This window comes from Mycobacterium sp. IDUB_37, assembly GCF_055419245.1.
This window is the reverse complement of record NZ_JBVAXG010000002.1, coordinates 1-20,279: the sequence shown is the minus strand read 5'-3', so window position 1 is coordinate 20,279 and position 20,279 is coordinate 1. Positions and strand designations below refer to the sequence as shown.

Below are 20,279 nucleotides of genomic sequence, written 5' to 3'. Positions count from 1 at the left end.
CGCTATTCGGGTTCTCGTCACTTGGCAAAGGAACACCTCCCCTTGCTGGGGTCGACTTGGCCGCCCAGCGGCAGCAGAATGTCGCCGCCGGCAGGTCCGTTGATCTTGATCGTCACCGCGCAGAAGTAGATGTTGAAAAACGATCCGTAGGCACCGAGCGCGGACAACCGCAGGTAGTCCTCGCCCAGTTGCTCGACGTCGTTGTTGACCTCGGCCTTGCGGTTGTCCAGTTCGGTCGCCAGCGGCCGGGCGTTTTCCAGGATTCCCTGCAGCGGCCGACGCGAGTTGCGCAGCAATTCGGTGAGATCAGTCGTCGTCGAGGCCAGCGGCGGGATGGCACCCGCGATGGCGTCGCGGTTGTTGGCCAGCCCCGTCACCAACTGCTGCAACTGGTCGACACTGGCCGAGAACTTGGCACTGCGCTCGTCGATGGTGCCCAAAACCGTGTTGAGGTTGGTGATCACGTCGCCGATGAGCTGATCCCGCTTACCGAGTGTCGACGAAAAAGCGCTGGTGTCCGCCAGCACGTTGGCCAACGCTCCGCCCTGACCCTGCAACAACTCGATGATGGCGCTGGTGACGGTGTTCAGCTTGTCTGCATCCAGGCCCTTGAGCACCGGCTTCAGCCCGCCCAGCAGCGCGTCGAGGTCCAGGGCCGGCTGGGTGTGCCGGGAGTCGATGGTGCCGCCCGCCGGGAGCTTGCGCAGCTCCCCCGGACCGGAGGTGATCTCCATGAAACGGTCGCCGACCAGGTTCTCGTAGCGGATCACCGCCCGCGTCGAGGAGTACAGGGTGTAGCGCTCGTCGACGCCAAACTCGACGTCAACGGTGTTGTCCGGGTTGAGCTTGACGCCCGAGATGGCACCGACGGGCACGCCCGCGATACGCACCTTCTGGCCGGCCTTCAACCGCGACGCATCGAGGAAGGTGGCGTGGTACTTGTTTTCCGAGCCGAATCGGAAGTCACCGAACACCACCACCAGAGCCGCGCTCACCAGCAGCATCACCACGGTGAAAACGCCGACCTTGATGACCATCGACCGGTGCGATGGCAAAGTTCCCGAGGCCATTAGAAGTCGTCCCGTTCTGCGAAGGCGCCGTGGAACAGGAACTGCAGGGTCGAGGGCGCGTCGAACTGCACCTCGGTGAACGGCTCATACGGGATCAGCGCGTTATCGGTGACCAGGAACGGCGCTTTGTAGAACGACCCGCCGGTCTGCTTGGTCGGGATGTTGGGTAACCCCCGGCAGTTCGGGCCGCCGGAAGCATTGACGACCGGCAGGCTCTCCGGCCACACGTAGGCGGGCGAACCCAACACGAAACTCGACGACGTGAACAAGCCGGCCTTGCGAACACCGAGCAGCGGGCCGAACTCCTTGACACCGCGGTCGATGCCAGCGAGCAGGCAGCCGAATTCCGGCGAATAGTCGCCGGCTACTTTCAGCGGCGCGCGCAGCCTGTTGATCGTGTCGATCAGGTTCTGCTCGGCCGGCGCCAGCGTTTCGTAACCGTTGTTGGCCAGGCCGATGGTGGATAGCAGCGTGGTGTTCAGGTTGTTCTGCTGATCCACGACCGTCTTACTGATCGTCGGCAGATTGCCGAACACGGTGTTCAGATCGGGGGCCGCATCGCCGTAGTAACCCAGCGCCACACCCGCCTTGCGGAAGTCTTCCTGCAGTGCCGGCAACTTCGGATTCACTTGGCGGGTCAGCGTATTCAGGCCGCTGAACAGCGCCCCCACGTCGTCGCCGTGGCCGCGCAGGCCCTCGGAGAGCGCGCTGAGGGTTCCGTTCAACTCGATCGGGTCGATCTTGTGCAGCAGGTCGATCAGCGATTGGAAGAGCGTGTTGACCTCGAGCTGCACCGCCTTCGCCTCGACCTGGGCACCGGCACGAAGCGAGGTCTTGGCGGCAGTGTCGCCCGGGGGCGGGATGAACTCCACCGACTTCGCGCCGAAGATGGTGTTGCCGGCGATGTGCACCGTCGAATTGGACGGGATGAAGTGCATTTCGCCGCTGTCGATCGCCAGCTTCAGCCGCGCCTGTTCACCGCTGTAGCTGATCTCCTCGACTCGGCCGATCTGAATACCCCGGAACTTGACCTTCGCGCCCGTCTCCATCACCAGGCCGGCCCGCGGCGAAGAGACGGTGACGGTGTCGGTCGAGGTGAACGCGTCGGTGTAGGACAAGTACGTAACGACGACGGACGCCACCAAGATCGAAGTGAGTATCGCCGCAGCCACCCGTCCCGCGGTTTTTCGTGATGCCGTCTCTGACATTGCCCCTACCCCGACAGGTTGAAGTTGCCGGACGCGCCGTATGCGGCGAGTGAGATGAACAGGGTGATGACCACGACAACGATCAGGGAGGTTCGCACCGCGGTGCCGACGGCAATACCCACGCCGACCGATCCGCCACTGGCGTTATAGCCGTAATAGGTATGCACCAGCATCACCGCGATCGACATCACGATGGCCTGCAGGAATGACCACAGCAGGTCGGACGGGATGAGGAAGGTGTTGAAGTAGTGGTCGTAGAGGCCGGCCGACTGGCCGTTGATGAAAACGGTGGTGAAGCGAGCGGCGAAGAAGGCGGCCAGCACCGATAACGAGTACAGCGGGATGATCGCCACCAGGCCGGCAATCAATCTGGTCGACACCAGGTACGACACCGAGTGCACGGCCATGCATTCGACGGCGTCGATCTCCTCCGACACCCGCATGGCACCCAACTGCGCGGTAGCGCCGGCGCCGATGGTGGCTGCCAGCGCAATGCCGGCGATGACCGGCGCGACCACGCGGACGTTGAGGAAGGCTGAAAGGAATCCGGTCAGCGCCTCGATGCCGATGTTGCCCAGGGAGGAATAACCCTGCACGGCGATGACGCCGCCGGATGCCAGCGTCAGGAAGGCCGCGACGCCGACCGTGCCGCCGATCATGATCAGTGCGCCCGCGCCGAGCGTCATCTCCGCGATCAGCCGGATGGTCTCCTTGCGATACCGGGAGATGGCGTTGGGGACGTAACGGATGGTTTCGCCGTAGAACAGCGCCTGCTCGCCGAAGTTATCTACCGGACCCGCGAACCGGGAGAAGAAGTGGCGAACGCGATATGTGGCGTCGTAACTCATGGCATCTTCACCATCGCTTGGACATGACCCATCGTTACGCCGCCGTCCCTACTTCGCTGAGATTCTGACGCCGATGGCGGTCATGACAACGTTGATGACGAAGAGGCAGATGAACGCGTACACAACGGTTTCGTTGACCGCGTTGCCGACACCCTTGGGGCCACCTTTGACAGTCAGGCCGCGGTAGCACCCGACCAGCCCGGCCATCACGCCGAACAACAACGCCTTGACTTCGGCGAGGATCAGCTCCCGCAGGCCGGTCAGCACGGTCAGCCCGTTGACGAATGCACCCGGGTTGACGCCCTGCAGGAAGACGGAGAACACGTAGCCGCCCGACAGGCCGATCATGCAGACCAGGCCGTTGAGCAGTAGCGCGACCAGCGTGGACGCCAGCACCCTGGGAACCACGAGTCGCTGAATCGGGTCGATGCCCAACACCCGCATCGCGTCGATCTCTTCGCGGATGGTCCGGGCTCCCAGGTCGGCGCAGATCGCGGTGGCGCCCGCACCTGCCACCACGAGCACCGTTACGACCGGGCCGAGCTGGGTAATGGTGCCAAACGCCGTGCCGGCGCCGGAGAGGTCGGCGGCGCCGATTTCGCGCAGCAGGATGTTCAGGGTGAAGGCCACCAGCACGGTGAAAGGAATGGATACCAGCAGCGTGGGGACCAGCGACACCCGTGCGACCATCCAGGTTTGATCGAGGAACTCCCGGAATTGAAATGGCCGCCGGAAGGCAGCGCGTGCGGTTTCCATCGACATCTCGAAGAACCCACCGACGGCGCGGGCCGGTACGGCAAGTTTTTGCAACAACCGGGTCCCCAATCTGCTGCTCGCGGCGAATGATGCTCTGCCCTGAACACACCGTTGGATGACTCGTTGCTTGGTGTGAGCCGGCTCATAGTAACTAGAACAAGTTCCGGGTGTCGATGAACCCTCGAATATTTTGCAGCAAATATGCCGACCTGGTATTTCTGCTCCACACTCGACCAACGCCGCTGATACGCCGGCGCCGGCTGGGCCAGGCCAGCCTGTCGAAGCCGGTGGTCCCGCGGTCGGGACGTCTACGGATTCGCGCGAGCAACGGAAGCGCGGCGACAAAAACCGCAAGTCGAACGCGGCGTCCGCGCGATCGCGGATGTTCCTGGGAACGAGGCACGAGCAGGTCAGCCCATCACGCCGGTAGCGGCGAAAGTCACCTCGGGGTCTCGGCCAGCAAAGTAGCCCTGCAGCGTCGAGCTCAACTCCGCCGGATCCCAGACCTCGGCACCGGCGTCGAACCGGTGTTCCACGGTGGGTGCCGCGATCAGCGTTACGCGAGGGCCGTAAACGATGAAGAGCTGTCCGTTGACCTCAGCGGCGGCGGGCGAGGCCAGAAACTGGACCAGGTTCACCACGTGTTCGGGCGACAGCGGGTCGATGTCGTCGTCCTCGGGCGCCGCGCCGAACACGTCGGCGGTCATCGCGGTGCGCGCGCGTGGGGCGATCGCGTTGGCGCAAACTCCGTACTTGCCCAGGGCCCGCGCCGCCGTCAGCGTCAGTGCAGTGATGCCGGCTTTGGCGGCGCCGTAGTTGGCTTGGCCGACCGGGCCGACCAGACCGGCTTCCGACGAGGTATTGATGATCCGGCCGAAGATGGATCCGCCGGCTTCCTTGGCTTTGTTGCGCCAGTAGGTGGCGGCGTTGCGGGTGAGCAGGAAGTGACCGCGCAGATGAACGGCGATGACCTGGTCCCAGTCCTCGTCGGACATGTTGAACAGCATCCGGTCGCGAGTGATGCCGGCGTTGTTGACGACGATGTCCAGCCCGCCCAGGCCGTCGGCGGTGGTGAGGAGTTCGTCGGCGGTGTCGCGTTGACTGATGTCGCCCGCGACGGCGATCCCCTTGGAGCCGGCCGAGCTGATCTCGTCGAGGACGTCGGATGCGTCCAGACCCTTGGCGATGTCGTTGACGACGACAGTGGCACCGAGTCGGGCCAGGCCGATCGCCTCGGCACGGCCCAGTCCGGCGGCGGCACCGGTCACCACCGCGACCTTGCCGGACAGATCGGTCGCGTTCGTAGCGCTGCTAGTCAATTTATGAATACCTCTAGTTTCGGTTACCGGGGCTAGTCTGCACGCAGGAGCGCTGCGCGAGGGCATTCCGCGATCGACTGCTCAGCCAGATCTTCCTGGTCAGCAGGGATCGGATCGGTCTTCACAACGGCATAATCCTCGTCGTCCAAATCGAAGATATCCGGCGCGATTCCTAAGCACACGGCGTTACCTTCGCAACGGTCACGGTCCACATTCACTCGCACGGCATTCTCCTTGAACCTGGGCTGAAGTTAGGAAATTGGCCTCGTTCGAACTCCATCAACTGCTAGCACCACCATAGGACCCCGACGCCTCATAGGAAACGGAGCGGTCGCCATCAACGGCCGTCGCTGGATTCCCAGACTAGAACGTGTTACAACCGGGGAGACGAACGGGTAGCCCTGGTAGTGATCGCGGCGGTTACAACCGCTTGTAAATGAGCTAGCGGCACAGAGACGATCGGTTGATCGGAGGCGGCAGGAATGCGCATCAGTTACACCCCTGAGCAGGAGGAGTTGCGTCGCGAACTGCGTTCGTACTTCACCAAGTTGATGACACCGGAGCGGCGCGAAGCGCTGAGTTCCACCCAGGGCGAAGTCGGGACCGGCAACGCGTACCGCGACACCGTCTCGCAGATGGGCAAGGACGGGTGGCTCACTCTGAACTGGCCCAAGGAGTACGGCGGCCAGGACCGCTCCCCGATGGATTCGCTGATCTTCACCGATGAGGCCGCGGTGGCCGGCGTGCCGGTGCCGTTCCTGACGATCAACAGCGTCGCGCCGACGATCATGGCGTTCGGCACCGAAGAACAGAAGAAATTCTTCCTGCCCAAGATTGCGGCCGGCGACCTGCACTTTGCGATCGGCTATTCCGAGCCCAGCGCCGGCACCGACCTGGCCAACCTGCGCACCACCGCGGTCCGCGACGGTGACGACTACGTCGTCAATGGCCAAAAGATGTGGACCAGCCTGATCGCCTACGCGGACTGGGTCTGGCTGGCCGTGCGCACCAACCCGGAGGCCAAGAAGCACCGCGGCATCTCGATGCTGGTGGTGCCGACCACCGCCGAGGGTTTCTCCTGGACACCGGTGCACACCATGGCCGGGGTGGATACCAGCGCCACGTACTACTCCGACGTGCGCGTGCCGGTGACCAACCTGGTCGGCGAGGAGCACGGCGGCTGGAAGCTGGTGACCAACCAGCTCAACCACGAGCGGGTCGCGCTGGTGTCACCGCAGCCGATCTTCCTGTCCTTGCGGGAGGTTCGCGAGTGGGCGCAGAACACCAAGGACGCCGGCGGCGCACGCCTCATCGATTCGGAGTGGGTGCAGCTCAACCTGGCTCGGGTGCACGCCAAGGCCGAGGTGCTCAAGCTGATCAACTGGGAGCTGGCGTCGGCCTCGAGCGAGGCGCTGAATCCGGCGGATGCGTCAGCGGCCAAGGTCTATGGCACCGAGCTGGCCACCGAGGCCTACCGGCTGCTGATGGAGGTGCTCGGTACCGCCGCGACACTCCGCCAGGATTCGCCGGGATCCCTGCTACGCAGCCGGGTCGAGCGGATGCACCGTGCCTGCCTGATCCTGACCTTCGGCGGCGGTACCAACGAAGTCCAGCGCGACATCATCGGCATGGTCGCGCTCGGCTTGCCCCGAGCCAACCGCTGACCAGTTCCGCAGACTCTTCCCAAAGGACGCGTATCCATGGATTTCACGACAACAGAAGCGGCCCAGGACCTCGGCGGGCTGGTCGACACCATCGTCGACTCGGTATGCACCCCCGAACATCAACGCGAGCTGGGCAAGCTCGACCAACGGTTCGACCGCGATCTGTGGCGCAAGCTCATCGACAGCGGCATCCTGACCAGCGCGGCCGCCACCCAGGTGGGCGGTGACGGTTTCGGAGTTCTCGAGCAGGTCGCAATCCTGGTTGCGCTCGGGCATCAACTGGCGGCGGTGCCCTACCTGGAATCGGTGGTGCTGGCCTCCGGCGCGCTGGCCCGGTTCGGCTCCGAGGAGTTGCAGCAGAGCTGGGGCAACGCGGCAGTGAGCGGGGAGAAGATCCTGACCGTTGCGCTGGACGGCGAGATGGGCGAAGGTCCGGTACAGGCAGCCAGCGCGGGTGACGGTTACGAGCTGACCGGGAGTCGCACCCTTGTCTTCTATGGTCCGCTCGCAGATGGGTTCCTGGTGCCCGCCGAAACCGAGTCCGGTACCGCCGTCTTCCTCGTCGCCGCCGACGACCCGGGTGTGACGGTGACGCCGTTACAGACGACAGGCCTGGGCAGCGTCGGGCACCTGGCGCTGGACGGTGTTTCAGTGGACTCGGCCCGCCAGGTTGGTGAAGCCTCCGGGGCAGGTGAAGTGGTCGCTTGGCTGCGCACCATCTCCACATTGGGCCGTAGCGCTTACCAACTGGGCGTGCTCGATCGAGGTCTGCGACTGACGGCCGAATACGCCCGCACCCGTGAGCAGTTCGACCGCCCGATCGGCAGCTTCCAGGCGGTGGGTCAGCGGCTGGCCGACGGATACATCGACGTCAAGGGGTTGCGGTTGACCCTGACTCAGGCTGCCTGGAAGGTGGCCGAGGACATTCCCGCCGAGATCGACGTGGCCTCCGCGGCGTTCTGGGCGGCCGATGCCGGGCATCGGGTGGCGCACACCATCGTGCACGTGCACGGCGGGGTCGGCGTGGACACCGATCACCCGGTGCACCGCTACTTCCTGGCCGCCAAGGAGGCCGAGTTCGCGTTGGGTGGGGCCACCGGGCAATTGCGGTTGATCGGCCGCGAATTGGCGGAGACTCCTGCTTGAGCACGGTTACCGACCTGCTGCGACCGCTGGCCGAAATCGACGACCACGGTGTGTATTTCGAGGACTCGTTTTCTAGTTGGCGGGACCATCTGAGGCACGCGGCGGCGATCGCAGCCGCCTTGCGTGCGCGTCTGGATCCGGCCCGGCCACCGCACGTCGGCGTGCTGTTGCAGAACACCCCGTTCTTCTCGGCGGTGCTGGTTGCGGCCGGCATGTCGGGCATCGTCCCGGTGGGGCTCAATCCGGTGCGCCGCGGTGCGGCGCTGATCCGTGACATCGGCCACGCCGATTGCCAACTGGTGCTGGCCGACTCGGCGTCGGCCGAGACGCTGGACGGCATCGAGCACATCAACGTCGACTCTGAAGCATGGGGCAACGAGGTCGCGGCGCATCGGGATACCGAGCCGCATTTCCAATCTGCTTCTCCGGCAGACCTTTTCATGCTGATCTTCACCTCCGGAACCAGCGGTGAGCCGAAGGCGGTGAAGTGCAGCCACGGCAAGGTCGCGACCGCCGGAATGGGGATGACTCAGCGCTTCGGGCTGGGACCCGACGACGTCTGCTACGTCTCGATGCCGTTGTTCCATTCCAACGCGTTGCTGGTCGGCTGGGGCGTGGCGGTGGCGTGCCAGGGCGCACTGGTTTTGCGACGCAAGTTTTCTGCGTCCGGATTCCTTCCTGACGTGCGCCGCTACGGCGCCACCTATGCCAACTACGTCGGCAAGCCACTGTCGTACGTACTGGCCACGCCCGAGCAATCGGACGACGCCGACAATCCGTTGCGCGCGGTGTACGGGAATGAAGGCGCGCCCAGAGACATCGAGCGCTTCGCCCGCAGATTCGCCTGCCGCGTGCAGGACGGCTTCGGTTCCACCGAACTCGGCGTCGCGATCGCCCGCACCCCCGACACTCCGGCCGGCGCACTGGGGCCGCTACCCGAGGGCGTCGCGATCCACGACCCGTCGACCGGCCAGGAGTGCCCGCCGGGCGTCGTCGGCGAACTGGTGAACACCGCCGGAGCCGGCGGATTCGAGGGCTACTACAACGACGAGGCGGCACAGGCCGAACGCATGGCCGGCGGCATCTACCACAGCGGCGACCTGGCCTACCGCGACGATGCAGGATTTGCCTATTTCGCCGGGCGACTCGGTGACTGGATGCGAGTCGACGGGGAGAACCTCGGCACCGCCCCGATCGAACGGGTGCTGATTCGCTACCCCGACGTGATCGAGGTTGCCGTATATCCGATACCCGACCCGGCGGTCGGCGACCAGGTGATGGCCGCCCTCGTCATGCCGGTGGGCACCGAGTTCGATGTGGCCGAATTCCGCGACTTTCTTGGCCGGCAATCCGATCTCGGACCCAAACAGTGGCCGTCCTACGTGCGCGTCAGCGCCGGGCTACCGGGGACGGTCACCTTCAAAGTGCTCAAAAGGCAACTGTCCGCGGAGGGTGTGGATTGCGCGGACCCGGTGTTCCGCGTCGATCGGTAGCCAGCACGTGTGACGCATCTGCAGCCGCCAAGCCCACCTCCACGAGCAAAATCCGCTATTGCGTGTGAATCCAACAACGGGCTGACGAGACGCGATACGATCCGCGCCTAACCGCTTGCATCGACGCTTGCCCTGGCTGCCGCCGGGCCACCTTTTAGTACTGCGAGGTTGCCGGATGTCATACCTACTTGTCGTACCGGAAGCGATGACGGCGATCGCCACCAATCTGGCCGACATCGGCGCGTCGGTCTCTGCCGCGAGCGCGGCTGCCGCGCCGTCGACAACGGGGTTGCTGTCGGCCGCGGCCGACGAGGTCTCGGCCGCCATCACCACGCTGTTCTCTCAGCACGCGGCGGGCTATCAAGCGCTCGCAACGCGGCCGCGGCATTGCACACGCAATTCGTGCAGACAGTGAGCGCCGGCGCGGGCACCTACGGCGCCGCAGAAGCGGTGAATGCGCAATGGGCCGCGGCGACCGACCCGATCCAGGCGCTGCTGTCGCGTCCGATCATCGGCAATGGCGCCAATGCGACGACACCGGGCGGCGACGGCAAGGACGGCGGTTGGCTGTTCGGCAGCGGAGGGAACGGTGCAGCCGGCGCAACAGGCCAATCCGGCGGCAACGGCGGGTCGGGCGGCCTGATCGGTAACGGTGGCGTCGGGGGGGCCGGCGGCAGCAACGGCGGCAGGGGCGGCAACGGTGGCAGCGGTGGACTACTGATCGGCGCAGGCGGGTCCGGCGGTATCGGCGGCGTCGGGGCGGGCAGTGGCGGTGCCGGTGGCATCGGCGGAAACGGCGGCAACAGCGCGTGGTTGGCCGGTGGCGGCGGCATCGGTGGCGCGGGCGGCCAGGGTGGGTCCGGTGGTGGCACGGGCGGCCACGGCGGCGACGGCGGAAACGGCGCATTGATGATCGGTGCTGGCGGTCATGGCGGGGCAGGCGGCATCGGAGCCCCGGGCGCGGTGGGCGGTGGCGGCGCCGGCAATGGCGGCATCGGGGGCAACGGCGGCGCCGGCGGCTTGTTCATGAACGGCGGCGACGGCGGCGCCGGCGGCCAGGGGGGCAACGGCGGCGCCGGGAAAGCTTCGGTCGTAGTCGGCGGCGTGGGTGACGGTGGAGGTCTGGGCGGTAACGGCGGCGCGGGCGGGCTGGGTGGCGGCGGGCCCGTGTTATTCGGCCATGGTGGAGCGGGCGGCCTCGGCGGCCAAGGCGGCACCGGCGGGAGCGGCGGCGCGGGCGGCGACGGCTCAACCGTGGTGGCGGCCGGCAATGGTGGTGGCGGCGGCAACGGCGGGACCGCCGGGCCCGGTGGCATCGCGGGGGCCGGGGGCATTCTGTCCAACGGCGGTCTCGGCGGTGGCGTCGGCGCCGGCGGCACCGGTGGGACTGGTGGTCAAGGCGGGACCGGCGCAAATGCCACTGCCGCCGTGGGTGATGGTTCGAACGGGAACAGCGGCTTCGGTGGTGGCCAAGGCGGTAAAGGCGGCACCGGGGGTGCAGCGGTCACGGGCGGAAAGGCCGGCGCCGGCGGTGTCGGTGGTGCGGGGGGCCTCGGCGGCAATGGCGCTGACGGCAACAACGGCGCCGCCGGTGGCAACAACGGTGGCAACGGTGGTGACGGCGGCAAGGGCGGATTGGCCGGTGCTGGTGGTTCGGCCGGCACTGGCGCGGGCGGCATTGCGGGCGCTACGGGACCCGGGGGCAACGGCGGGACCGGCGGGAAGGGCGGCAACGGCACCACCGGAAACGCCGGCACGAACAATTCGGCCAGTGCGAACACAGCCGGCGGGTCCGCCAACCCGGGCGGCAACGGCGGAAGCGGTGGCACTGGTGGTGGCTCGGGCGGCGCTGGCGGCACCGGTGGCAATGGCGGCAACGGCGGCAACGGCGGGACGGGTGGCGACGGCGGCCAGGCCGGCAACAACACTGCCGGCAATGCCGCGGCCGTCGCCGGTGGCACGGGCGGGGCGGGCGGCAACGGCGGAAGCGGTGGTGTGGCGGGGGCGGCCAACGGTGGCATCGCGGGCAACACCGGATTCGGCGGCACCGGTGGCGCCGGCGGTCTTGGCGGCGGCGGCGGCAACGGCGCCAACGCGGCTGCGGTCATGGCGGGCAACGGCAACACCGGTAACGCGGGCGGCGCCGGTGGTGATGGTGGCGGCGGCGGACTGGCGGGCGCCAATGCGGGCACCGGCGGCAGCGGCGGTAAGGGCGGCACCGGCGGCATCGGCGGTAGCGGCAGCGACGGCGCGACTGGTCTCTCTGGCACGGTGACCGCGCCCGCGGGCGACACTGGCGGCACCGGCGGTGGCGGTGGCAGTGGCGGCGCGGGCGGCAACGGCGGCGCGGCCGGTGGCCAGGGCGGCACCGGCGGCGGGGGCGGCACGGGTGGTGCGGCCGGTAGCGCGGGCAACGGTGGGAAAGGCGGCGCTGCCGTCACACCCAATGCAGGGGTGTCGGATGCCCCGAACGGCGGTGTTGGCGGAACGGGCGGTCAAGGCGGCACGGGTGGCGTGGGCGGTAACGGTGGCGCGGCCGGCATCGGCGGTTCGGGTGGCGCTGGCGGTGTTGGTGGGAACAGCGGCAACGGCGGCAAGGGCGGCGGTGGCGGCAACGGTGCGATCGGCGGCACCAGCAACAGCAATGGAGCTGCGGCCGGATCCGGCGGTTCGGGCGGCACCGGAGGCAGTGCTGGCAACGGTGGCAGCGGCGGCAAGGGTGGTGCGGGCACGACGAACGCAGCCAACGGCACTGGCGGGGTCGGTGGCAACGGCGGTAACGCCGGGACCGGTGGGGACGGCGGGTTGGGTGTCGCCGGCGGAAACGCCAGCGCTTCGTCGGGCAGCATCACGGCCGGTGATGGCGGTGCCGGCGGCAGTGCCGGTGCGGCCGGCAACGGCGGCAACGGCGGCGTTGGCGGTACGGGTGGTCTGACCGGCGGCAACGGCGGTAACGGCGGAAACGGTGCCAACGGCGGTATCGGCGCGGATGGCGCCAATGGCTCGCAGACCTTCACGGCCGCCTACGACGCCACTTCCACTGGCGGCGACGGAGGCGCCGGCGGCGACGGAACCAACGGTGGCCTGGCGGGTCTGGGCGGCGCCGGTGGTGGTACCGGCAAAGCTGGTGGCCTCGGCAAGGGTGGCGACGGCGGCAACGGCGGCATCGGCGGCAAGGGCGGCAGTGGTGCCGACGGTCAGAACAATCAATTCGCGCCCACCACCACCGCTCCCACCGGCTCCCCCAACCCGGGCAGCCCGGGTGGCACAGGTGGTGACGGCACCACAGGCTTGCAGCAGGGTGGCCTTGGTGGAGCCGGCAATACCGTCACCAATAACGCCGATGGCGCAATAGCCACCGGTGGCGACGGCGGAAATGGTGGCGGCGGCGGTGCGGCGGCGCCAGGTGGTACCGGTGGCGCCGGCGGCGTAGCGAATGCGGGCGGCAAATCCGGTACGGCGAACGCAGGTGACGGCGGCAGCGGCGGTGCGGGCGGCCAGGGCGGGAACGGCGGTACCGGCACGGCGGGCGGCGCGGCCACGGCAAGCGGTGAGGGCGGTAACGCCACCGGCGGAAATGGCGGCAACGGCGGCAACGCGACGAATGCAATCGGAAGCGATAGCAAGGCGGTCGGCCTCGGCAACAATGGCGGCGCGGGCGGCAACGGCGGCAGTGCGACCGCCAATGGGACCAACGGGGCAGCCACCGGCGGAAACGGCGGCAACGGCGGCAACGCCACCAACGGCAGCATCAACGCAGGCAACGGCGGGCAAGGCGGCTTGGGTGGCAGCGGCGGCGACGGCGGCTCGAATGGTGGCAGCGGCGGCACTGGCGCAGCCGGTGGGGCCGGTGGCAATGCGGGCAAGGGCGCCTCCGGCGGAACCGGCGGAGCCGGCGGCAACGGCGGCACGGGCGCCGCAACAGGTACGGGTGGGTCGGCCACCACCGGGACCGGCGGAACCGGCGGAACCGGCGGTAATGGCGCATTTGGCGCGACGGGTGGCGCCGGCGGCGGCGGCGGATCCGGTGGCGCCGCCAACGGTGCCGGTGCAACCGCCGGTGCCGGCGGGGCGGGCGGCGTCGGTGGAACCGGCGGAGACGGCGGCGATGGGGGCAACGGCGGCACGGCCGGTACCGGCTCGTTGGCGGGTACCGGGGGCACAGGAGGCAACGGCGCCGCCAGCGGAGCCGGCGGCCAGGGTGGCTCAGGCGGCCAATCCGGAAGCGGCCAATTCGGCGGCACCGGTGGTGCCGGCGGTGTGAGTCAAGGCGGCAATTCCGGTGGTGTTACTGCCGGCGGCACCGGAGGTACCGGCGGCACGGGTGGCACCGGTGGCGCGGGCGGCCCCGTCTGACGTTGATGCACAACGGAATTCCCGTCGGCGCCAGCTTCGACCGGCTGGCTGCGTCGATTCCTGCCGTCGTCGGTGTCGCAATCGCGGGACCGGGCGGGACCTACTCATACGGCCGGTGGGACGCCGGCGTCGCGTGGTCGACGATCAAAGTCCCGTTGGCGGTCGCGGCTCAGCGAATGGATCGAGTCGGAGCAGAACCCCTGGTGGTTAAAGCGATAACCGAATCCGACAACCCGGCGTCGGAAGCGTTGTGGTCGCAACTTGGCGAGCCTACGGAGGCGGCGCGGCTCGTCCAGACAACCTTAGAAGCGGCGGGTGACAAGGCCACCGTCGTCGAATCACGAAGATTGAGGGCGGGGTTCACTGCTTTCGGACAAACACAGTGGTCATTGGCGCGACAGGCGCGGTTCGCCGCGAACCTCGGCGCCGTTGCCGAAGCGGCCACGGTTGTCGACCTGATGCGCCACTTGGTTCCCGGCCACCGCTGGGGTTTGGCCGCCAAAGGTGTGGCCGCGAAGGGTGGTTGGGGCCCTGGGTTGGATTCCGGCTATCTGGTGCGACAGTTCGGGATCGTACCTGTCGAGGCCGGGGACCTCGGTGTGGCATTAGCGGCCGACGCGGATTCGTTCGAAGCCGGTGTGGGCGTGCTCGATCAACTGGCGGATTGGCTGTTCAGCCACCTCGCCGAACTAGCCCAGCAATGACGGCACCACGGCGTCGATCAGGTGCGGCCCCGGTTCGGCAAATGCGGCCTGTAGCGCTTCAGCCAGCTCCTCGCACGTGGTGACCCGACGCGCAGGCACGCCCATACCTTCCGCGATCTTGGTGAAATCCATTGTGGGACGCGAGATATCGAGCAGATCAAGCGCTTTGGGACCGGGGGCGGCACCGGCGCCCACGCGTTGCAGCTCGAGCCGCAGGATGTCGTAGGCACCGTTGTTGTAGATCACGGTGGTTACGTTCAGATTCTCCCGCGCCTGCGACCAAAGACCCGAAATCGTGTACATCGCCGACCCGTCCGATTGCAGTGCCAGCACTGGCCGATCCGGTGCGGCGATTGCGGCGCCGACCGCGGTCGGGATGCCATAGCCGATCGCTCCGCCGGTCAGGGTCAGCCAATCATGGGCCGGCGCACCGGCGGTGGTCTGCGGCAGTAGCAACCCCGAAGTGTTGGCCTCGTCGACGACGATCGCCCGTTCCGGCATCACCGCACCGATAACCTCGGCCGCGGTTGCGGACGTCAACGGACCCGAAGGCACCTGCGGACGCGTCGCGGCTGCGACCGAAGCCTGAGTGCCGGGGGCTACCTCATCGGCCAGCGCAGCCAAAGCGTCTGCGGCACCGTTGTATTCGGCAACCAGGTGAACTGTGCACCCGGCCGGCACCAGGTCGCTGGGCATATTCGGGTAGGCGAAGAACGAGACCGGCGACTTGGCGCCGACCAGCACCAGGTGCTTGGCGCCATCCAATTGAGCCGCGGCGGCCTCGGCGAAGTAGCCGAGCCGCTCGATCGCGGGCACGCCCGCCCCACGCTCCAGCCGTGTCGGGAACGTCTCACACAGCAGACGGGCGCCCGTGGCCTCGGCGATCCGCACGGCTGCCGCCAGACCAGGACTGCGGGTGGCATCTCCCCCGATCAGGATCGTGGCGGGTTCCCCCGATCGCAGCACCTCGGCCACCGACGCCACGTCGACCGTCTTATCCGGAGGCTGCACGGAAACCGTTGCCGGCTCGGCGCCGTCAGACCACGATGTGTCGGCGGGCAGGATCAGCGTCGAAATGAACGCACCAGCCCGGCTCGCGGCAATTGCTTCTGCGGCGTCCGCGCCGACTTCGGCGGCGGAGGTCGTCCGGCGTACCCATCCCGAGACCGTGCCAGCAACAGCGTCGATGTCGGATTCCAGTGGGGCATCGTACTTTTTGTGGTACGTCGCATGGTCGCCGACGACTACCACCATGGGCACCCGGGCACGGCGGGCGTTGTGGAGATTGGCCAGACCGTTGCCCAGTCCTGGGCCCAGGTGCAACAGCACTGCTGCCGGGCGGTCGGCGATGCGGGCATACCCGTCCGCGGCACCGGTAGCCACACCCTCGAAAAGGGTTAGTACGCCACGCATTTGCGCGACGGTGTCCAACGCGGCAACAAAGTGCATTTCGGAGGTGCCCGGGTTTGAGAAGCAGACGTCGACGCCCCCGTCGACCAACGTGTTGATCAGGGCCTGGGCACCGTTCATCTATCGACCTTTCGTTGCAACCTGAAGACGCGCTCGGCATTGTCGTGTAGGAAGTCTCGACGAGCCTCGTCGCTGAGCCCAAGTTCGTCAAGGCCCGCCAGGGCGTGGGCGTGACCGATCATCGGATAGTTCGTTCCGAACAACACTTTGCGTTGTCCGGTACCGGTTTTCATGAAGCGGATCAACTCGTCCGGCAGGCGTTTGATCGTGTACGCCGAGGTGTCGATGTAGACGTTCTCGTGCTTGCGAGCGACGGCGACCATCTCCTCGGTCCACGGATAGCCGACATGTCCGCACACGATAACGAGCTCCGGAAAGTCGAGTGCCACCTGATCGACGTAAGGAATAGGGCGTCCGGTTTCCGAGGGCCGCAACGGTCCGGTGTGGCCGACCTGCGTACAGAACGGAACTGCCGATTCGACGCACTGGGCGAACAGCGGATAGTAGCGCCGATCGGTCGGCGGCGCATTCCACAGCCACGGCACCACACGCAGTCCGACGAACCCTTCATCAATACGGCGTCTCAGCTCACGAACCGCGTCCATCGGCCGGTCCAGATCGACCGTCGCCAGGCCGGCGAATCTATCCGGGTAAGACTGAACCCACCCGAGGACTTCCTCATTGGACACCAAGTCCTGTCCGGCGGGACCGCGCCAGGCACTGAGAAGGCCGAACTCGACGTCGCCCGCGTCCATCGCCTGGATGGTCGCCTCGATGGGGATTTCGGTGTCGGGCATCGAACCACCCGTCCAGCGCCGCAGCGACGCCAGCATGTCGCTGTGCAGGAACCGCTGCGTCGGATGCTGCATCCACACGTCGATGGTCATCGCACCCTGACTCTAGACGCCTCAACGGCGGCCGATCGGTGCACGCTCAGCGCCCGGTCGGCGCTGCAGTCTCAGTCGCGCGAGAAGGTGGCCTGGCAATAGCGGGTGGCCCATCGCCGGGCGTAGTGGACGCATGGTGGATGCAGCTCCACAGCAAACCCGTACCTTGGGTACGGGAAGAGGGCAATCTCAGTACCCGTCTTCCACTCAATCCCATCACAGCTAACTCTTTAGGCAACGCCCACAATGCTGTTCAATGTCTCGGTTTATTGACGTACGATTTGTGCAGCGATCCAGGGGGTGGTGGGGTTGCGGCTCAGATAAGTGCTGCTGGGAGCTTTCGTTTAATGGATTACATTTCGGTTTCTGCCGAAATACTGTCGGCCGCCGCCGGGGATATCGGGCGCATCGGCCTATTTGTTGATGGCGTAAATACGTCCATCTCAGCAACTACTTCTCAGATATTGCCCGCCGCCGCTGACGAGGTCTCACTCCGGATTGCCGAGTTGTTCGGCAACCATGCCCAGCAATACCAATCGGTCAGCACACAGGTTGCGGCATACCACCAGCAGTTTGTGCATAACCTGCATGCCAGCGCCGTCGCGTACCAGACGGCCGAGGCCACGAATGTCGAGCAACTTCTGCTCAACCTGATCAATCAGCCAACGCAGTTGTTACTGGGACGTCCGCTGATCGGAAACGGGGCGGATGCCAGCACACCTGGCGGTGCAGGCGGAGCGGGGGGACTACTCCTCGGGAGCGGCGGAACCGGCGCACCCGGCGCAGCGGGGCAGGTAGGCGGGGCCGGTGGAGACGCAGGACTGATCGGCAACGGCGGCACGGGCGGTGCCGGCGGGTTCGGCGCCACTGGCGGGTCCGGTGGTCGCGGAGGTTGGCTGTACGGAACCGGCGGAACCGGCGGTATGGGCGGCATGGGGGCGGCCGGTGGCCACGGCGGTCACGGCGGATTCCTCTTCAGCTCAGGTGGTTTCGGTGGCACTGGAGGTAACAGTGCGCTCGCATCGGCTGCTCAGGCCGGTGGGGCCGGCGGCGGGGCCGGGCTATTTGGTTACGGGGGGGCAGGCGGCGCCGGCGGAGCCGGCGGAGCAGGCGGAGCCGGCGGCCACGGAGGGTGGCTGGCTGGACTGGGCGGCGCGGGTGGCGCGGGTGGCGTTGGAGCCGGCGGCGGTAACGGTGGCCACGGCGGCCTGCTGTTCGGCGGCGGTGGCACCGGCGGCACCGGTGGCGACGGAGGCGGCGCCGGCGGGGCGGGCGGACACGGCGAGGTGCTATTCGGGGCCGGCGGCGCAGGCGGAACCGGTGGTGCAGGTGGCGGCACGGGCGGCAAAGGCGGCGGCGGTGCGCTCATATGGGGCGGTGGCGGCGCGGGCGGCAATGGTGGATACGGGGGCGGGAACGGCGGAGACGGCGGTCATGCGGCACAGATATTCGGCCGCGGTGGCGCCGGCGGCGGGGGTGGAGCCGGCATCAACGCCACCTTTGGAGGTAACGCCGGCGACGGCGGACATGGTGGCATCGGTGGGGCCGGCGGCCTCTTCGCACGGGGCGGTGCCGGCGGTCACGGCGGACTCGGTGGTACCGGGTTTACCGGCGCGGCCGGCGGCGCCTTCGGCGGCACGGGTGGCCTCGGCGGAAACGGTGGCAGTGGAGGTGCCGGTGGTCGGGGTGCCCTGCTCTTCGGGTCGGCGGGGCACGGTGGTCAAGGCGGTGGCGGTGGTGTGGGTGGCACCGGCGGAAGCGGCGGCGACGGCAACGTCGCTGGACTTGGTGGCGTAGGTGGATCCGGCGGGGATGGCGGCACGGGAGGTATCGCCGGCCAGGGCGGGGCCGGCGGCGCCGGCGGGTTACTCAGTTGGGGTGGGGCGTCCGGCGGCGCAGGCATCAACGGAGCGGGTGGGGCGGGCGGCGCGGGTGGCGCCGGCCTAGCAGGCGCCAGCGCAGCAGCAGGATCCAGCGCCGACGGTAGTTCCGGCTTCGCTGGTGGCGCGGGTGGAAAGGGCGGCACTGGCGGCGGTGCGGGCGCGGCTCAGGGTGCGGGCGGCGCGGGTGGCGCCGGCGGCATCGGCGGGGCCGGCGGCAACGGCGGATCCGCCGCCGCGGTTGGACCTGACACTGCTGGCCTCGACGGCGGCAAAGGCGGCGACGGCGGCAAGGGCGGGGCGTCCGGCGCGGGTGGAGTCGGGTCCACGGCCGGTGTAGTCGGTATGGCCGGTGCTGGTGGCGCCGGCGGTAGTGGCGGCAGCGGCAGCGCCGGTGGGGACAACACGACCACGGCGGCAGCCGGTGCCCAGGGTGGTCAGGGATATGCCGGCGGCAATGGAGGCGCCGGTGGTAGCGGTGGTGCCGCCGGGGCGGGAAGTGGTGGGGTTCAAGGAGTCGGCGGCGCAGGCGGTGCCGGCGGTGCGGGGGGTGCCGGCGCGGATGGCGGAACCGCTGCCGCCGTTGGACCTGACACCGCTGGCCTCGATGGCGGCAAGGGTGGCGACGGCGGCAAGGGCGGAGCGTCCGGAGCCGGCGGGGTCGGATCGACCGTAGGCGCCATCGGCACCGCGGGATCCGGGGGGACCGGCGGAAGCGGCGGTAACGGCAGCGCCGGTGGGGACAACACGACCACGGCGGCAGCCGGTGCCCAGGGTGGTCAGGGATATGCCGGCGGCAATGGAGGCGCCGGTGGTAGCGGTGGTGCCGCCGGGGCGGGAAGTGGTGGGGTTCAAGGAGTCGGCGGCGCAGGCGGTGCCGGCGGTGCGGGGGGTGCCGGCGCGGATGGCGGAACCGCTGCCGCCGTTGGACCTGACACCGCTGGCCTCGATGGCGGCAAGGGTGGCGACGGCGGCAAGGGCGGAGCGTCCGGAGCCGGCGGGGTCGGATCGACCGTAGGCGCCATCGGCACCGCGGGATCCGGGGGGGCCGGCGGAAGCGGCGGTAACGGCAGCGCCGGTGGGGACAACACGACCACGGCGGCAGCCGGTGCCCAGGGGGGTCAGGGATATGCCGGCGGCAATGGAGGTGCCGGTGGTAGCGGTGGTGCCGCTGGGGCGGGAAGTGGTGGGGTTCACGGTAAGGGCGGCGACGGCGGGGTCGGCGGCAGCGGCGGCAAGGGCGGCATCGGCGGCGACGGCGCCGCCTCCACCGATGTGGCCGTGGCCGGCCAGGCCGGCGGCAAGGGCGGCACCGGCGGTGTGGGCGGGGCCGCCGGCGCGGCGGGCACCGGCTCGACTCTCGGCACCGCCGGGGTGGCCGGTAACGGCGGCGCAGGCGGGCTGGGCGGTAACGGCGGCGCCGGCGCAGACAACACCACCACCGCGGGCACCGGCCTGCAGGGCGCCGCCGGCGGCAC

At 68.3% G+C, this 20,279-nt stretch carries 15 protein-coding genes; 7 read left to right on the top strand and 8 right to left on the bottom strand.

What is annotated here, in order from left to right:
- Positions 1-17 precede the first annotated feature (17 nt).
- The 6 genes from ACZY1I_RS06600 to ACZY1I_RS06575 all read right to left on the bottom strand — a co-directional run bounded on the left by ACZY1I_RS06600 (position 18) and on the right by ACZY1I_RS06575 (position 5,425).
- Positions 18-1,070, bottom strand: coding sequence for an MCE family protein (locus ACZY1I_RS06600; protein ID WP_463753562.1), 1,053 nt, complete (start codon positions 1,068-1,070; stop codon positions 18-20).
- Positions 1,070-2,278, bottom strand: coding sequence for an MCE family protein (locus tag ACZY1I_RS06595; protein WP_463753561.1), 1,209 nt, complete (start codon positions 2,276-2,278; stop codon positions 1,070-1,072). Before ACZY1I_RS06595 ends, ACZY1I_RS06600 begins: the two co-directional genes overlap by 1 nt.
- 5 nt (positions 2,279-2,283) lie before the next feature.
- Positions 2,284-3,126, bottom strand: coding sequence for an MlaE family ABC transporter permease (locus tag ACZY1I_RS06590; protein WP_463753560.1), 843 nt, complete (start codon positions 3,124-3,126; stop codon positions 2,284-2,286).
- Positions 3,127-3,174: 48 nt separating this feature from the next.
- Positions 3,175-3,939 carry an MlaE family ABC transporter permease gene (locus tag ACZY1I_RS06585; RefSeq protein ID WP_463753559.1) on the bottom strand — a complete coding sequence of 255 codons (765 nt, stop codon included), beginning with the start codon at positions 3,937-3,939 and terminating at the stop codon, positions 3,175-3,177.
- A 353-nt stretch (positions 3,940-4,292) separates the two neighbouring features.
- A complete protein-coding gene (locus ACZY1I_RS06580; RefSeq protein ID WP_463753557.1) occupies positions 4,293-5,201 on the bottom strand; it encodes a 3-oxoacyl-ACP reductase in 909 nt (302 codons plus the stop codon).
- 32 nt (positions 5,202-5,233) lie between these two features.
- Positions 5,234-5,425, bottom strand: coding sequence for a ferredoxin (locus ACZY1I_RS06575; protein WP_463753556.1), 192 nt, complete (start codon positions 5,423-5,425; stop codon positions 5,234-5,236).
- A gap of 258 nt (positions 5,426-5,683) precedes the next feature.
- On the opposite strand from ACZY1I_RS06575, the gene ACZY1I_RS06570 reads away from it, so the two are divergent.
- From ACZY1I_RS06570 to ACZY1I_RS06545, 6 genes are all read left to right on the top strand, one after another.
- The gene (locus ACZY1I_RS06570; protein ID WP_463753555.1) at positions 5,684-6,865 is read left to right on the top strand and encodes an acyl-CoA dehydrogenase; all 1,182 of its coding nucleotides are present in this window, start codon (positions 5,684-5,686) and stop codon (positions 6,863-6,865) included.
- A gap of 36 nt (positions 6,866-6,901) precedes the next feature.
- Entirely contained in the window at positions 6,902-8,011 is a 1,110-nt protein-coding gene (locus ACZY1I_RS06565) for an acyl-CoA dehydrogenase family protein (protein ID WP_463753553.1), read from the top strand.
- Positions 8,008-9,504, top strand: coding sequence for a long-chain-fatty-acid--CoA ligase FadD17 (gene fadD17, locus ACZY1I_RS06560; RefSeq protein ID WP_463753552.1), 1,497 nt, complete (start codon positions 8,008-8,010; stop codon positions 9,502-9,504). The genes ACZY1I_RS06565 and fadD17 overlap by 4 nt, the downstream gene beginning before the upstream one ends.
- A 175-nt stretch (positions 9,505-9,679) precedes the next feature.
- On the top strand, positions 9,680-9,919 hold the full coding sequence (locus tag ACZY1I_RS06555) for a PE family protein (protein ID WP_463753551.1): 240 nt from the start codon (positions 9,680-9,682) through the stop codon (positions 9,917-9,919).
- Positions 9,907-13,860: a PGRS repeat-containing protein gene (locus ACZY1I_RS06550; RefSeq protein WP_463753550.1), complete on the top strand. Its 3,954-nt coding sequence runs from the start codon at positions 9,907-9,909 to the stop codon at positions 13,858-13,860. Before ACZY1I_RS06555 ends, ACZY1I_RS06550 begins: the two co-directional genes overlap by 13 nt.
- Positions 13,861-13,865: 5 nt before the next feature.
- Positions 13,866-14,564, top strand: a complete 699-nt coding sequence (locus ACZY1I_RS06545; protein ID WP_463753549.1) for a hypothetical protein — start codon at positions 13,866-13,868, stop codon at positions 14,562-14,564.
- Here the strand turns inward: ACZY1I_RS06545 and ACZY1I_RS06540 are convergent.
- Positions 14,550-16,094, bottom strand: a complete 1,545-nt coding sequence (locus tag ACZY1I_RS06540) for an acetolactate synthase large subunit (RefSeq protein ID WP_463753548.1) — start codon at positions 16,092-16,094, stop codon at positions 14,550-14,552. The genes ACZY1I_RS06545 and ACZY1I_RS06540 overlap by 15 nt on opposite strands.
- Positions 16,091-16,921: an amidohydrolase family protein gene (locus ACZY1I_RS06535; protein ID WP_463753547.1), complete on the bottom strand. Its 831-nt coding sequence runs from the start codon at positions 16,919-16,921 to the stop codon at positions 16,091-16,093. Before ACZY1I_RS06535 ends, ACZY1I_RS06540 begins: the two co-directional genes overlap by 4 nt.
- Before the next feature lie 347 nt (positions 16,922-17,268).
- Between ACZY1I_RS06535 and ACZY1I_RS06530 the strand changes: the two genes are divergently transcribed.
- On the top strand, positions 17,269-20,279 hold a 3,011-nt coding region (locus ACZY1I_RS06530; RefSeq protein ID WP_463753546.1), incomplete at its 3' end, for a PE family protein.

What these genes read in the sequence shown, in the direction of transcription:
- ACZY1I_RS06555 (WP_463753551.1), top strand. Translation starts at nt 9,680, where the DNA reads ATGTCATACCTACTTGTCGTACCGGAAGCGATGACGGCGATCGCCACC.
- ACZY1I_RS06590 (WP_463753560.1), bottom strand. Translation starts at nt 3,126, where the DNA reads ATGAGTTACGACGCCACATATCGCGTTCGCCACTTCTTCTCCCGGTTC.
- ACZY1I_RS06535 (WP_463753547.1), bottom strand. Translation starts at nt 16,921, where the DNA reads ATGACCATCGACGTGTGGATGCAGCATCCGACGCAGCGGTTCCTGCAC.
- ACZY1I_RS06600 (WP_463753562.1), bottom strand. Translation starts at nt 1,070, where the DNA reads ATGGCCTCGGGAACTTTGCCATCGCACCGGTCGATGGTCATCAAGGTC.
- ACZY1I_RS06545 (WP_463753549.1), top strand. Translation starts at nt 13,866, where the DNA reads ATGCACAACGGAATTCCCGTCGGCGCCAGCTTCGACCGGCTGGCTGCG.
- ACZY1I_RS06570 (WP_463753555.1), top strand. Translation starts at nt 5,684, where the DNA reads ATGCGCATCAGTTACACCCCTGAGCAGGAGGAGTTGCGTCGCGAACTG.
- ACZY1I_RS06540 (WP_463753548.1), bottom strand. Translation starts at nt 16,094, where the DNA reads ATGAACGGTGCCCAGGCCCTGATCAACACGTTGGTCGACGGGGGCGTC.
- ACZY1I_RS06595 (WP_463753561.1), bottom strand. Translation starts at nt 2,278, where the DNA reads ATGTCAGAGACGGCATCACGAAAAACCGCGGGACGGGTGGCTGCGGCG.
- ACZY1I_RS06565 (WP_463753553.1), top strand. Translation starts at nt 6,902, where the DNA reads ATGGATTTCACGACAACAGAAGCGGCCCAGGACCTCGGCGGGCTGGTC.